Origin of the sequence: Streptococcus mitis (assembly GCF_047459985.1) — a bacterium.
Taxonomy (GTDB): domain Bacteria; phylum Bacillota; class Bacilli; order Lactobacillales; family Streptococcaceae; genus Streptococcus; species Streptococcus mitis_DZ.
On the sequence record NZ_JASHHD010000024.1, the window covers coordinates 1 to 13136 of the forward strand.

Annotated in this window: 19 protein-coding genes and 1 pseudogene; 19 read left to right on the forward strand and 1 reads right to left on the reverse strand. The window is 36.4% G+C overall.

The window, feature by feature from the left end; all coding sequences use genetic code 11:
* The first annotated feature begins 240 nt into the window (after window positions 1-240).
* The 19 genes and pseudogenes from rpmB to QM959_RS09195 all read left to right on the forward strand — a co-directional run bounded on the left by rpmB (window position 241) and on the right by QM959_RS09195 (window position 12470).
* Window positions 241-429, forward strand: a complete 189-nt coding sequence (gene rpmB, locus QM959_RS09105) for a 50S ribosomal protein L28 (protein WP_001140948.1) — start codon at window positions 241-243, stop codon at window positions 427-429.
* Window positions 430-579: 150 nt separating this feature from the next.
* Window positions 580-945, forward strand: a complete 366-nt coding sequence (locus tag QM959_RS09110) for an Asp23/Gls24 family envelope stress response protein (protein ID WP_414372813.1) — start codon at window positions 580-582, stop codon at window positions 943-945.
* Between the two features lie 2 nt (window positions 946-947).
* Window positions 948-2615: a DAK2 domain-containing protein gene (locus tag QM959_RS09115; RefSeq protein ID WP_414372815.1), complete on the forward strand. Its 1668-nt coding sequence runs from the start codon at window positions 948-950 to the stop codon at window positions 2613-2615.
* 361 nt (window positions 2616-2976) lie between these two features.
* Window positions 2977-3183, forward strand: coding sequence for a hypothetical protein (locus tag QM959_RS09120; protein WP_414372831.1), 207 nt, complete (start codon window positions 2977-2979; stop codon window positions 3181-3183).
* Entirely contained in the window at window positions 3180-3374 is a 195-nt protein-coding gene (locus tag QM959_RS09125; RefSeq protein ID WP_414372817.1) for a hypothetical protein, read from the forward strand. The genes QM959_RS09120 and QM959_RS09125 overlap by 4 nt, the downstream gene beginning before the upstream one ends.
* Window positions 3361-4245, forward strand: a complete 885-nt coding sequence (locus QM959_RS09130; protein WP_414372819.1) for an ABC transporter ATP-binding protein — start codon at window positions 3361-3363, stop codon at window positions 4243-4245. Before QM959_RS09125 ends, QM959_RS09130 begins: the two co-directional genes overlap by 14 nt.
* A gap of 1 nt (window position 4246) precedes the next feature.
* Entirely contained in the window at window positions 4247-4984 is a 738-nt protein-coding gene (locus tag QM959_RS09135) for an ABC transporter permease (protein WP_414372821.1), read from the forward strand.
* Window positions 4984-6081, forward strand: coding sequence for a sensor histidine kinase (locus tag QM959_RS09140; protein WP_414372822.1), 1098 nt, complete (start codon window positions 4984-4986; stop codon window positions 6079-6081). The genes QM959_RS09135 and QM959_RS09140 overlap by 1 nt, the downstream gene beginning before the upstream one ends.
* Window positions 6082-6681 (forward strand): response regulator transcription factor, encoded by a 600-nt coding sequence (locus tag QM959_RS09145; RefSeq protein ID WP_414372823.1) that lies wholly within the window; start codon window positions 6082-6084, stop codon window positions 6679-6681.
* 71 nt (window positions 6682-6752) lie between these two features.
* Window positions 6753-7037 (forward strand): hypothetical protein, encoded by a 285-nt coding sequence (locus QM959_RS09150; protein ID WP_414372824.1) that lies wholly within the window; start codon window positions 6753-6755, stop codon window positions 7035-7037.
* A gap of 9 nt (window positions 7038-7046) precedes the next feature.
* On the forward strand, window positions 7047-7787 hold the full coding sequence (locus QM959_RS09155; RefSeq protein ID WP_172925390.1) for a hypothetical protein: 741 nt from the start codon (window positions 7047-7049) through the stop codon (window positions 7785-7787).
* Between the two features lie 21 nt (window positions 7788-7808).
* On the forward strand, window positions 7809-8558 hold the full coding sequence (locus tag QM959_RS09160; protein WP_414372825.1) for a SagB/ThcOx family dehydrogenase: 750 nt from the start codon (window positions 7809-7811) through the stop codon (window positions 8556-8558).
* Window positions 8551-9411, forward strand: a complete 861-nt coding sequence (locus QM959_RS09165; RefSeq protein WP_414372826.1) for an ABC transporter ATP-binding protein — start codon at window positions 8551-8553, stop codon at window positions 9409-9411. Before QM959_RS09160 ends, QM959_RS09165 begins: the two co-directional genes overlap by 8 nt.
* A 1-nt stretch (window position 9412) precedes the next feature.
* Window positions 9413-10156: an ABC transporter permease gene (locus QM959_RS09170; RefSeq protein ID WP_414372827.1), complete on the forward strand. Its 744-nt coding sequence runs from the start codon at window positions 9413-9415 to the stop codon at window positions 10154-10156.
* A 22-nt stretch (window positions 10157-10178) separates the two neighbouring features.
* Window positions 10179-10550, forward strand: coding sequence for a site-2 protease family protein (locus QM959_RS09175; RefSeq protein WP_414372832.1), 372 nt, complete (start codon window positions 10179-10181; stop codon window positions 10548-10550).
* Between the two features lie 302 nt (window positions 10551-10852).
* Window positions 10853-11032: pseudogene (locus QM959_RS09180) on the forward strand (zinc ribbon domain-containing protein); the annotation flags it as partial.
* Window positions 11029-11319 (forward strand): hypothetical protein, encoded by a 291-nt coding sequence (locus tag QM959_RS09185; protein ID WP_414372828.1) that lies wholly within the window; start codon window positions 11029-11031, stop codon window positions 11317-11319. The pseudogene QM959_RS09180 and the gene QM959_RS09185, both read left to right, overlap by 4 nt.
* A 17-nt stretch (window positions 11320-11336) precedes the next feature.
* Window positions 11337-11579, forward strand: a complete 243-nt coding sequence (locus tag QM959_RS09190; protein WP_414372829.1) for a YcaO-like family protein — start codon at window positions 11337-11339, stop codon at window positions 11577-11579.
* 201 nt (window positions 11580-11780) lie between these two features.
* Complete coding sequence (locus QM959_RS09195; RefSeq protein ID WP_414372830.1) at window positions 11781-12470, forward strand: hypothetical protein; 690 nt, start codon at window positions 11781-11783, stop codon at window positions 12468-12470.
* A 506-nt stretch (window positions 12471-12976) separates the two neighbouring features.
* Here the strand turns inward: QM959_RS09195 and QM959_RS09200 are convergent.
* Window positions 12977-13136 (reverse strand): transposase (locus tag QM959_RS09200; RefSeq protein ID WP_414372833.1); only part of this gene is annotated, 160 nt, incomplete at its 5' end.

A 13136-nucleotide genomic window follows, 5' to 3' on the forward strand; every position in this document is an offset into this window, starting at 1 on the left:
TTTATGTTTTGTCATAGTAGACCTCATTTCTAACTCAAACGTCTCATACTTAATTCCACCATAAAAATCCGTTTTAGACTAACTTCCACTTTGGTCAGACAAGTGGAAGTTACTTTGAGAAGTTATCTAAATAAAAAAATCTTCCAATCCCCTTGCCAAAAAAGAGAAAGTGTGATAACATAGTACAGTATGTGGTGCTAGCACATCCGCTATATTAGATCTAATAGGAGGAAAACACAAATGGCTAAAGTATGTTACTTTACAGGTCGTAAGACTGTATCAGGAAACAACCGTTCACACGCGATGAACCAAACAAAACGTGCCGTAAAACCAAACCTTCAAAAAGTTACTGTACTTATCGATGGTAAACCTAAAAAAGTTTGGGCTTCAGCTCGTGCTTTGAAATCAGGTAAAGTTGAACGCGTTTAATAAAGAGTAAAAGGCCATCAGGTCTTTTTCTTTTGCTCTAAGTACAAAATCACTTGTCAAAGGAGCAAATATCCGCCAATACAGTATTCTGCTTTTACACTTGGGCTGAAATATGATAAAATAGAGTATCAACTAGTTGAGGTAAAAAGGATGACTGTAAAAATTAATACAAAAGATGGTCAAATCGAACTAACAGATGAAGTGATTGCTACCGTTGTAGGCGGTGCAGCAACTGAGATTTTTGGTGTGGTCGGTATGGCTAGTAAGAAAGCCCTCAAAGATAATTTCCAATCCCTTCTTGGGAAGGAAAATTATTCTAAAGGTGTCGTTGTAAAAGCGGCCGAAGATGGTAGCATTGCAGTTGATGTATATACCGTGTTGAGCTATGGAACTAAGATTAGCGAAGTGTCAAAAAACATCCAAGAGCGTGTACGTTTTAGTTTGGAAAACCAACTTGGCATCACTGCTCAAACTGTAAATGTCTACATTCAAAATATCAAAGTTGTAGGAGAATAATCGTGTCAAATATTACTACAAGCTTATTTCAAGAAATGGTACAGGCTGCATCAACTCGTTTGAACAAGCAAGCCGAATATGTCAACTCATTGAACGTCTTCCCAGTTCCAGATGGAGATACAGGAACAAATATGGGAATGACTATCGAAAATGGTGCCAAAGAAGTAGCAGACAAACCAGCTTCAACTGTTGGTGAGGCTGCAAGTATCTTGGCTAAAGGTCTCTTGATGGGTGCGCGTGGGAACTCTGGAGTTATCACTTCTCAGCTTTTCCGCGGATTTTCGCAAGCCATCAAAACCAAAGAAGAGTTAACAGGAAAAGACCTAGCCTTTGCCTTCCAATCTGGTGTTGAAGTAGCCTACAAGGCTGTTATGAAGCCAGTTGAAGGAACGATTTTGACAGTTTCTCGTGGTGCTGCTATCGGTGCTAAGAAAAAAGCTGAGCAAACAGATGACGCTGTTGAAGTCATGCGCGCAGCCTTGGAAGGTGCTAAAATAGCTCTTGCTAAGACTCCAGACATGCTTCCAGTCTTGAAGGAAGTTGGAGTTGTGGACTCAGGTGGTCAAGGTTTGGTCTTCATCTATGAAGGCTTCCTTTCAGCTCTTACTGGTGAATACAGTGCGTCTGAAGACTTTGTAGCGACTCCAGCTAATATGGGTGAGATGATCAATGCTGAACACCACAAGTCAGTAGCTGGACATGTGGCAACAGAAGACATTACCTTTGGATACTGTACAGAAATCATGGTTGCCCTTAAACAAGGTCCAACGTACGCTAAAGAGTTTGACTACGAAGAATTCCGTAACTACTTGAACGACCTTGGAGATTCATTGCTTGTTGTCAATGATGATGAAATCGTAAAAGTTCACGTCCATACAGAAGATCCAGGACTTGTTATGCAAGAAGGTCTCAAATATGGTAGCTTGGTCAAGGTAAAAGTTGACAATATGCGTAACCAACACGAAGCACAGGTTGAGAAAGAAGCCGCTCAAGTCAGCAAGCCAGCTGAAGAAAAAGAATATGCTCTTATCGCTGTAGTAGCTGGACAAGGGTTGGCAAATATCTTCCGTGCTCAAGGTGTGGATTATGTTATCGAAGGTGGACAAACCATGAACCCTTCGACAGAAGACTTTGTAAAGGCCGTTGAGAAAGTCAATGCTCGTAACATCATCTTCTTGCCAAACAACAAAAACATCTTCATGGCGGCTCAATCTGCAGCCGAAGTATTGGAGCAACCAGCAGTAGTGGTAGAGGCTCGTACTCTTCCTCAAGGTTTGACAAGTCTTCTTGCCTTTGATCCAAGTAAGTCTATCGAAGAAAACCAAGAGCGTATGACTGCAGCTCTTGGCGATGTTGTCAGCGGTAGTGTAACAACAGCCGTTCGTGACACGACTATTGATGGTCTAGAAATTCATGAAAATGACAATCTTGGTATGGTGGATGGTAAGATCCTTGTATCAAATCCTGATATGCACCAAACCTTGACTGAAACTTTGAAACATATGTTGGACGAAGACAGTGAAATTGTAACCTTCTATGTCGGTGAAGATGGAAGCGAAGAATTAGCTAACCAAATCGCTCAAGAAATCACAGAAGAATTCGAAGATGTCGAAGTAGAAATTCACCAAGGTCAACAACCAGTGTATCCATATCTTTTCAGTGTGGAATAAAGATTAAATAGAAAATGAAAGAGAGAGTGGGACAGAAATCGGTAATTCGTTAGAATTCGATTTCGTCGTCCCACCTCCGCACAGTTGAGTAGGGCTGTAAAAGCTGATGAAATCAGCGTAGTAGAGCCCACTCAACCACTGCGTCTTGCTCGACAATCCAAAAACAATTTAGAGGCTAGGACTTTTGTCCCAGCCTCTTTTTGGTTTGTAATGAGTTTTTAACGGGGTAGTTGATTGGAACTAGAAAATTGCCCCAATCTAGTAATTTCTGTTCCATCTTTTTTTGTGACATTTGTCATATCTCCTCATGACAGAAGCTTCTAGTGATTCTACATTCAAAGAATTATACTAGATGTATCAAATGGAGGAAGAAAAAATGAAAGATAAAGTAATTGTCGCAATGAGTTTAGTAGCAGCAGGAGTCATGACTTATCTCATGTTTTCAGGATTGGATGAAGGCTTTTATCATTTTCCTTGGGAGATATTTGCAAGTTTTGGAATCATGTCTTGGTTGATACGAGAAAGCTTGAAATTGGTCTCAGATGTGAAAAAGGAGTTTGAAAAATGAAAAAAGCGATTCTCTATCTCTTTATTGGACTATCACTAGTGGTATGGTTGGTCGAAATGTTTACAGGGTGGTTTGACCAAGCCTTCCTTCACCAAGTCATCCGTGGTGCCTGGGGACTAGGATTTATGATTTTAATCGCCTTTCCGATGGGAAAGGAGTGGCAGAAAGGAGAATATCATGAACATGATTAAGGTAGAAAGCTTAAATAAAACCATCAAGGGTAAGGCTATATTGAAAGATATTTCCTTTAAGGTAGCTGAAGGTGAATGCGTCGCCTTGATTGGTCCCAATGGTGCTGGAAAGACCACACTCTTGGACTGTTTGCTAGGAGATAAACTGGTCACCAGCGGTCAAGTATCCATCCAAGGCTTGCCAGTGACGAGTTCTCAGTTAGACTACACAAGATCCTACCTCCCTCAAGAAAATGTTATCGTTCAGAAATTAAAGGTCAAAGAGTTGATTGCTTTCTTTCAAAGCATTTACCCAAATCCCTTGAACAACCAGGAAATCGATCAACTATTGCAGTTTGACCAGCAACAAAAAGAACAATTGGCAGAAAAATTGTCAGGTGGGCAAAAGCGTCTCTTCTCTTTTGTCTTGACCTTGATTGGGCGACCAAAGCTTGTCTTTTTAGATGAGCCAACTGCTGCCATGGATACTTCAACCCGTCAACGCTTTTGGGAAATTGTTCAGGACCTAAAAGCGCAGGGAGTCACCATTCTTTATTCGTCTCATTATATTGAGGAAGTAGAGCATACAGCGGACCGGATTTTGGTTTTAAATAAGGGAGAGTTGATCCGTGATACAACCCCTCTAGCCATGCGCAGTGAAGAGATTGAAAAGCACTTCATCCTACCTATGGCTTACAAGAAAGTCATTGAGCAGTCTAACTTGGTTGAAAACTGGTCACAAAAACAAGATGCCCTGCAAGTAGTCACACGTGAAGCGGATGCTTTCTGGGAACTGTTAGTACAGGCAGGCTGTAGGATTCAAGAAATTGAAGTCAATAACCGTAGCTTGCTAGATACAATCTTTGAAGAAACACAAAAGGGAGATGACTAAGATGAAACGATGGATCGCACTAAACAAGATAGAATTTCTATTGACCAAACGACAATTAGTCTATTATCTATTATCCGTAGGAATGCCGACGGCCTTCTATTTATTCTTTTCAGGCATGTACCAGGATACACCAGGTGGGCCGGCTAATTTTATGCGCGACTACCTCATCTCCATGACGGCCTTTTCCATGATGTCGACAGCTATCTTTTCATTCCCAGTTGTTTTACATACCGATAAAATCAACAACTGGCAGAAAACATTACGCCATACTCCAGTAAATATGGTAGAATATTATCTATCAAAGATAACAAGTATGATAGTTGATTATTTGGTCTCAATCCTGGTTGTTTTCTCAGTTGGGCATTTTGTAAGAGGGGTGGATATGTCTCTTGGAAACTGGATTGGGGCTGCGTTCTTGCTGATAGTAGGAAGTGTTGCCTTTGTAGCGCTTGGTTTGACCTTGACTCTCTTACCAACTAGTCAGTTGATGTCTGTCGTAGGCAATCTTCTTTACTTTGGCTTGGCTGTTTTAGGTGGACTCTGGATGCCCGTCTCTTTATTTCCAGACTGGATGCAAGCAATCGGGAAGCGTCTACCAAGCTATCAGTTGATGGAATTGATCAAGACCTTCTTAAACGAGGGTGGCATCAATTTATCAGCCACAGTTTATCTACTTGTTTTTTCAGCAGTTTTATTTGGTTTGACTATTTACCTCCAAGGTCATAAGGAGAATGCTTAATGCTTGAAAGACTGAAAAGCATACACTATATGTTTTGGGCCAGTTTAATTTTTATGATTTTCCCCATCCTACTTGTAGTGACTGGGTGGCTTTCTGCCTGGCATTTATTGATTGATATTCTATTTGTAGTGGCGTATTTGGGTGTTTTAACAACTAAGAGCCAGCGCCTATCTTGGCTATATTGGGGCCTCATGCTGACTTATGTAGTTGGGAATACTGCCTTTGTTGCTGTTAATTATATCTGGTTTTTCTTTTACCTTTCTAATCTCTTAATTTATCATTTCAGGGTGCGGAGTCTTCGTTCTCTGCATGTCTGGACTTTTCTCCTTGCTCAAGTTCTTGTTGTTGGACAACTCATGATGTTTCAGTCAGTCGAAACTGAGGCTGTAGCCTTTGAGCTTGGGATTCTTACTTTTGTCGATTTGATGACATTGGGCTTGGTTCGGATTCGCATTGTCGAGGATTTGAAAGAAGCTCAGGCCAAGCAAAATGCCCAGATAAATCTATTGCTTGCTGAAAATGAACGCAGTCGTATCGGTCAGGATTTGCATGATAGTCTGGGACATACTTTTGCTATGCTGAGTGTCAAGACAGATCTGGCCCTGCAGTTATTTCAGATGGAGGCTTATCCACAGGTGGAGAAGGAATTAAAAGAAATTCACCAGATCAGCAAGGATTCCATGAATGAAGTGCGAACCATTGTGGAAAATCTGAAATCACGGACCCTAGCTTCAGAGCTAGAGACTGTCAAGAAGATGCTTGAGATTGCTGGCATTGAAGTTCAAGTTGACAATCACTTGGACAAGGCAAGCTTGACTCAGGATGTGGAGTCGACGGCTGCTATGATTTTGCTAGAACTTGCGACCAATATCATCAAACATGCCAGCGCTGAAAAAGCCTATCTAAAACTGGAACGTACAGATCAGGAATTGGTCCTGACAGTCAGAGATGACGGGAAAGGATTTGCAACTGTAAAAGGGAATGAACTCCATACAGTCCGTGACCGTGCAGCAGCCTTCTCAGGTCAAGTAGAGCTGGTCAGTTTGAAAGATCCCACAGAGGTGCGCGTGCATCTGCCTTATAAGGAGAGAAAGTAGATGAAAGTATTAGTCGCAGAAGATCAAAGTATGCTGAGAGATGCCATGTGTCAGCTCTTAAGCTTTCAACCAGATGTAGAGACTGTCTTGCAGGCAAAAAATGGAGCCGAAGCTATCGAGGTTTTGGAGAAAGAAGCAGTAGATATTGCCATCCTTGACGTCGAAATGCCAGTCAAGACTGGACTCGAAGCACTCGAGTGGATCAAACAAGAAGTGCCTGAAACCAAGGTGGTTATCGTTACAACCTTTAAACGTCCAGGTTATTTTGAACGAGCGGTCAAAGCAGGAGTCGACGCCTATGTCTTGAAAGAGCGAAGCATCGCCGAACTCATGCAAACCCTGCATACGGTGTTAGAGGGGCGCAAGGAATATTCTCCAGAGCTGATGGAAGTCATGATGACTCATCCCAATCCCTTGACCGAGCAAGAAGTCGCTGTTTTGCATGGAGTTGCGCAGGGGCTGTCCAACCAAGAAATTGCGGACAAGCTCTACCTCTCAAACGGGACCGTTCGAAACTATGTCACCAATATTCTTTCGAAACTAGATGCAGGTAATCGAACAGAGGCAGCTAATATCGCGAAAGAATCTGGTTGGTTGTGATACTATCATAACTCGAAAACCATTATGTGCTAAAATTGAAGTGATTCAATGAAACAGTTTGTTATAACGAAATGGAAGTACAACTTGAAGCAGCACTTTTTTATAAAGATAGTTACTTAGCTTATAAAAACGACACAGAGGGGCATTACCAGATTCCAAACTTTTTATTAGGCCAACTGATCTTCTACTCAATACATTTTACTATAGACTATTTAATTACAAATCGATTAAAAACAAAAAACAGGGCACTTTTATTTGATTTAGAAAGTTTACGCTATGATATTGTTGATATTCTACCAGAACCATATTGTTTAGGTTGTCGAAATGAAAATAAAAAAGCTCATGACTTTTTATAGGAGATTAGTATGGAATTTAAAGATAGCAAATTAAATTTGGAAGAAACTTTAATACCCTACCCAGATTCATTTGACTTACAAAAGAATAATGAAACTCAGTATTTTTTACGTTTAGGAAATGCCTATCAATTTGAGAAACAGATTCTACTTTCAAGAAGTTCTAAATCAGACTATGATTCCCTCGAAATGATAGCCCAGAATTTAGCTGAGACCATTGATTGGTATCATTCTACTGTTTATAGTTTGCAAAAAGATATTCTTAGTGACAATGAAGAAATATTGAAGAAAAATAATGAACTAGCATCTGGAAATCTTTTCGATATTCTACATAAAAACTTTGAAATGGCAAAAGAGATGCTATTAGCTTGTGATATTATTTTATTAAAAAACGGTATTGTTTATCGCTATTTACTTAAGGAAAATTTATTTTTGAAAATTTATAGCTACGATTCAAATGAAATCCAAAAACTTCATCCTGAACAAGCTTACTTGGATTCCCTACAAGAAATGATTTGTATCCTTGTTAACCCAAAGCGTCTTGCAGTAGCTTGTGGTGAAAAATCTTATCAGAAATCATTGCTTTTAGCTGGTCAACTTTCGTTTTTACTACAAAGCTTATTATCCTCAATTCCAGAGAATACTTTAAAAATGAGAGCAATTCAACAATTTTATGATTTGAATTGGTTGAATATAATAGGTTACGAAGATTCTGATCGCATTTTATCACATATCTTTGAGATACACCAGTGATTATCTAATGGGAGGCTAGAGATGAAAGATTCAATTATTGAAATCCATAAACATTTTGAAAATGTAGACTTGAAAACACTGACGGCAGCCAAAAATAAGCAAGCTCCAGATACGGAGAAGATATTCTCGTCGTCGTTAAAAAGAATTCCATTACGCATAGATTTAAACCTTACTAATACAGATAATCTATATAACATTTTGGAAAAGAGAGAGTCAAAAAGAGACTACGCCAAGAATGAAATTTCATTTGAGAAATTGAGTAACTTACTTTATTATTCGTATGGTATTAAGAAATATCGCGAATATGCATACAACAAAAAGCACTATCCTGTGCCATTTTCTCCAGCGGCAGGAGGTTTAAATCCATTTAATCTTTATCTATATGTAAAGAAAGTCGCAGAGTTAGAGGATGGACTTTACTACTACTACTCACCAAGTGAAAATTGTTTGGTCGAGCTGTATGTCGGTTCTACAGAAATTGATTTGTTTAGTAACTATTCTACAGAATTCCCTATATATGCAAATATAAATATCTTTGTAGTCACAGATATTAACCGCTTCCTTTGGAAGTATGGAGAAAGAGGCTATAGATTTTCAAATATTGACTGTGGTATCCTTTCACAGAATATATCACTGTTATCAACATATCTTGGATTAGGTTCTTGTATGATAGCTGCTTTTGTTGACGATGCAGTTTCGAAAAATCTTAACTTAGATCAGACGGAGTTGCCTCTTTTAGGAATTTCAGTTGGAGGAATTACTCATGAATGATGTTTACTTAGATATAAAACACTTATATAAAAAATATCAATCAACAATTATTTTTGAAAATGATACTATAACTTGTAAGAGAGGTGTAACTCTACTTGCCGGGCCTAATGGGGCAGGGAAATCCACTTTAATAAAGTTAATTCTTGGGCTAATTGGACCAGATTCAGGGGAGATAGCACTATATGGTAATACTGTTGTGAAAGGTGTCTTAGATAATCAATTAAAACGGAAAATTGGTTTACAACTACAGAACGACAGTTTCCTTAAATCCGTAAAAGTTAAAGAATATATTGAATTGTACTCTCAAGTTTATGGTAGTACTAGTTCGAAGTATGATATTGAAAAAATAAAAAATATATTAGGAGTCAATAGGCTATTTAATAAGTATGCATTCAATCTTTCGGGCGGTGAAAAGAAGAAATTATCACTTTTTTTAGCGCTTATCGGAGATAAAGACTTAATAATATTAGATGAGCCCACCGCAGGAATTGACGTTGAAATAAAGGTTAAAATAATAGAGGTTTTAAATTATCTTCGAACCCAAGGAGTTGATATTCTAGTATCATCTCACGATTTAGAAGATTTTTTTGAAAATTGCGACAATTTATTGATTATAAATAGAGGCAAAGTTTTCGAGGGAAATGTAAAGGAATTTTTAGATAAATTTAAAAATCTAGTCAAAGTTAAATCTACACCAAATTTAGCTCAAAAAACTAACAAAGCAAGTGTCGATATTTTTGGTTCTTCCTATTTATTGTTATCTGAGGAGGATTGCAAAGAAATTCAGAAGGAATTAATATTTCCTTTGACAATTAAAGATTATTACTTTTTGGCAATCAGTGAGGAGATTTAGGATGAAAGTATTTTTGATCTATCTAAAAATTGAATTATTGCGGTTTATACGCGAACCTATTAGTTTATTTTTTACACTGATTTTTCCAATTATTCTAATTTATGTTTTTGGAGATAGTTTTGGTTCGGCTTCAAATGGAGAAACAGGGGTAACATACTATAATTCTCTAGTTTCAATTGATCTTGCATTCTTAATATCCAATTTAACTCTAATGGGTGTTGGTAATGACTTGGCTCTCCAGAAAGAAAGTGGTATTTCTGAAGCCAATGAACTACTTCCTATTAGTAATACAATGAAATTAATTGTTGAGTCTATATCTTATTTGTTGCTTTTATTTATTTCCACACTTCTAGTTAGTATGTATACATATTTCAATTATTCAGGTATTGAATTTAAAGGCTCAGTTAGTTTATATGCTTTCTTTATGATTGTTTCTTATTATGTTTTTGTTACCTTTGTTAAATTCGTTGTATCCTTTAACTATAGTGCAAGAACTCTTCAGCTCATTCTATCAGGTATTTTTTTCATTTTATTATTTGTCTCAGGAATAGTAATACCCAAAGAAAACCTACCACAAGCTTTGCAGGGACTTATTTATTTTTCCCCTACATATATTGTGTACTCTACCTTAGATGGTATTTGGAATGAAACCATTGTATTCCATACACTTATGATAAATATCTTATGGTTTAGTATTGCTATTATATGCTTCAGTATTTTAATAAAAATTAGGAAAAAAAGATGAAGAATTAATAACAATTTGGGCAATAGCAACAGGATGTGTTGCTATTCATGAATTTTCACATGCATTAGCAGTAAAGCTTTTCGGACAGAATATAACTAAAATCCAAATTGGCAAATTAGAAGTTTTAGATTTTTCAAAAATATCCATGGGCTTACTACCTTTTAGTGGTTCTGTTAAATTTAAGATAGAACATTCACTCTCCACAATAAAGCAGATTATTATTTATATTGTAGGGCCACTAGCGACAGGAATTCTATTATTATTTTGTTTTTATTACCAATTTTTATATAGAAATGCAGTTATTGCTATGTTAATAACTCAACTATTCTTCTCTATTTTTGGTGAAAAATCAGATATCTCTCAAATTGTATTTTTAATAAGGAGAACTAAATGAACACAAGTAGTAAATATAAATCTTATAAAATAAAAGTATTTAAAAACCTAAGGAATTACATTATTTTTAATGGATTGTTTATCATATTTAACTTAGTCGTTATTATGTTAAATGAAAATTACTCTTTTCCAAAAAATTTCTTTGCAATGTGGCCAATTCTTTGTTGGGGTGTTCCAACTCTAAAAAGTTATATTAATCTACAAAGGATGAAAAAAGATGATTAAAAAGATGTGCCAGAGTTGCGGGAAGATTTTGAACAGAGAAAATAAAAGTACACTTGACAACGGTTTTTTTCTGAAAACTACTGCAGCAGTTGTTTTCAGAATGGAGAATTCACAGAAATACTAACTTTAGAGGAGATGCAAAATAAAGTGAGTTTAAGTATTGCTAAACATCCTATTCCCAAAAAAGTCAAACAGTATATTGTTTCAAATTTAGAAAATTTAGAGCGGTGGGCACAGAGAGAAGAGGTTGATGAATGAAGATTTATATAATAAATAGTTGCAATATCAGTCATAATTACTTAGAGACTTACGAAACATATAAAGCTTATGAGGAATTAGAACGTTATTATGGTCCCTATGAACTTTTTACTAAAGTTACAACTTATTTTCGTTCTGTTAGCGAGCTACCAAGTTATATTGGTAAGGGAGTGTATTCAAATATCGACTATATTCTCCAAAAAATTGTTCATCGAGACTCTTTTAATCCTGAATTAACTAAGTCACTCTTTGGAGGGGGAAAAGGAATAACTTTAGTAAAATTTTGATTTCGACACTAGGAGAAATGTTTGAAAGAATTCTAGGTTCATTTGCATATTATGAAGATAAAGAGAATTTTCTTTTTGGTAGTTATAAAGAACTTAGTAAGGAATACAACTTATTAAATCCTAAAGATTTACAAATATTTGCCAAAGAGCAACTGAAAAATAATGAAGTTTTTTATCAGGAATTTACAATTGAAAGTCAGCTAAGGTGGGTTAGAGGGAAGAAGTGGATTTCTGGAAACGAGATTTGGGTTCCAGCATAATTGGTCTATCTATTCTTTCCATTTGAACAATCTGGCGAAGATAAGATTGGTTACAGTACTAGTGGAGGTTTATCACTACATGATAATGAATTTTTAGCACTCTACCATGGTATCACCGAATGTATTGGACGTGACTAGATCAACCTAAGATGGTACAATAAAATTCCACCCGAACGAATCAATTATGATCAGTTAAAGGGGTTGAGTTTATATGGCAAAATTATTTTATCTGAAGCAAAGAAAACAAACAAAATTATTAGTTCACAGTATCATAATATGGATATGCATGATTTCCCAGTCATAACTACAATTTCCTATGATAATAGTTTAGATAAATTTTCATTTTGTGCTGGTGGAGGGTCAGGAGACGACCTTATTGAGTCTGTAGAGAGTTCGTTTAAAGAATACGGTCAAAGTGAACTGAATCTAAAATTACTTTTTTATAATCCAAATTGGTATTCATCACGATCAATGATTGAGCTTTTTGGCTTTGAGCCCGAGGAGTTTGATGTACACAATATACGTTTATTTTATGAGATTGTACCTTATTATGGTTTAAAAGATACTCGACATAAACTGGATTGGTATATAAAAGATGGCGTAGAATATAAGACAAGAGAAACAAAAGGACGTGCTAGTGATGGAGAGGGAGTTTTCAAATCGATCTTAGGGACATATCAGATTGATCCAATTATTTTCGATTTTACTCCTAAAGATTTCAAGTACATAAAATTAATGAAATCATATATTCCTGAATTAACTCAGGCATTTTTACCAAACTATCCCTGCTTAGGTCATAAAAGATTCTATGAAGTGGCTTATAAAAATGGTTACTCAGATAAAATTTTGAACTATAAAGAATTAAATACAGAGCCGCTACCTTTCCCGTAAATGTTCTTTCTTTGAGGGGGTGAGGGGAGATTATCTGCGATATAATATATGCTCGATTATTATCTAACTACGGTATTTCCTGTATATTTTGATAGTCTCAATAAGGTATTTTAAAAAAATTATTTATGATATAATCCGAACAGGAAAGTTTATTTTTGATAAGAAACACTTTTTGGTTAAAATACAAATGGGGAACATCAATCTGAGGATTCCATTTTGTACATTGGATTTCTGTCAATATCCTAGACATATTTTGGGAGGAAAAATTGAGGGCTTGCGCCCTTTGGTTGCTAGTGATGGTAAAAACTTTACCGTCACTAAAAAGGGGTGTCAGTAGCTAAACAACTTGTTTTCAAAATCATTTGGGCATAGATAATTCGGCTCTTTTCTACCATTTGTCAAGTATATCAAGGGCTTTAAGTAAAAAAAGAGATAAGACAGTAGCTATTCTGAGGTTACTGTCTTATTTTTAGGCTCATTGTCAACTGTAGTGGGTTGAATAAAAACTAACATCTGGAGAGGACAATTGATGTCCTCTTCATTTTTATATTCAGAGCGATAAAAATCCGTTTTTTGAAGTTTTCAAAGTTCCTAAAACCAAAGGCATTTCGTTTGATGAGTTTAATGAGATTATTAGTCGCTTCCAATTTAGCGTTGGAATAGGGC

Excerpts from the sequence above, each read along its gene's own strand:
- rpmB (WP_001140948.1), top strand. The coding sequence starts at position 241 with ATGGCTAAAGTATGTTACTTTACAGGTCGTAAGACTGTATCAGGAAAC.
- QM959_RS09110 (WP_414372813.1), top strand. The coding sequence starts at position 580 with ATGACTGTAAAAATTAATACAAAAGATGGTCAAATCGAACTAACAGAT.
- QM959_RS09120 (WP_414372831.1), top strand. The coding sequence starts at position 2,977 with ATGGAGGAAGAAAAAATGAAAGATAAAGTAATTGTCGCAATGAGTTTA.
- QM959_RS09125 (WP_414372817.1), top strand. The coding sequence starts at position 3,180 with ATGAAAAAAGCGATTCTCTATCTCTTTATTGGACTATCACTAGTGGTA.
- QM959_RS09130 (WP_414372819.1), top strand. The coding sequence starts at position 3,361 with ATGAACATGATTAAGGTAGAAAGCTTAAATAAAACCATCAAGGGTAAG.
- QM959_RS09135 (WP_414372821.1), top strand. The coding sequence starts at position 4,247 with ATGAAACGATGGATCGCACTAAACAAGATAGAATTTCTATTGACCAAA.
- QM959_RS09140 (WP_414372822.1), top strand. The coding sequence starts at position 4,984 with ATGCTTGAAAGACTGAAAAGCATACACTATATGTTTTGGGCCAGTTTA.
- QM959_RS09145 (WP_414372823.1), top strand. The coding sequence starts at position 6,082 with ATGAAAGTATTAGTCGCAGAAGATCAAAGTATGCTGAGAGATGCCATG.
- QM959_RS09150 (WP_414372824.1), top strand. The coding sequence starts at position 6,753 with ATGGAAGTACAACTTGAAGCAGCACTTTTTTATAAAGATAGTTACTTA.
- QM959_RS09155 (WP_172925390.1), top strand. The coding sequence starts at position 7,047 with ATGGAATTTAAAGATAGCAAATTAAATTTGGAAGAAACTTTAATACCC.
- QM959_RS09160 (WP_414372825.1), top strand. The coding sequence starts at position 7,809 with ATGAAAGATTCAATTATTGAAATCCATAAACATTTTGAAAATGTAGAC.
- QM959_RS09165 (WP_414372826.1), top strand. The coding sequence starts at position 8,551 with ATGAATGATGTTTACTTAGATATAAAACACTTATATAAAAAATATCAA.
- QM959_RS09170 (WP_414372827.1), top strand. The coding sequence starts at position 9,413 with ATGAAAGTATTTTTGATCTATCTAAAAATTGAATTATTGCGGTTTATA.
- QM959_RS09185 (WP_414372828.1), top strand. The coding sequence starts at position 11,029 with ATGAAGATTTATATAATAAATAGTTGCAATATCAGTCATAATTACTTA.
- QM959_RS09190 (WP_414372829.1), top strand. The coding sequence starts at position 11,337 with ATGTTTGAAAGAATTCTAGGTTCATTTGCATATTATGAAGATAAAGAG.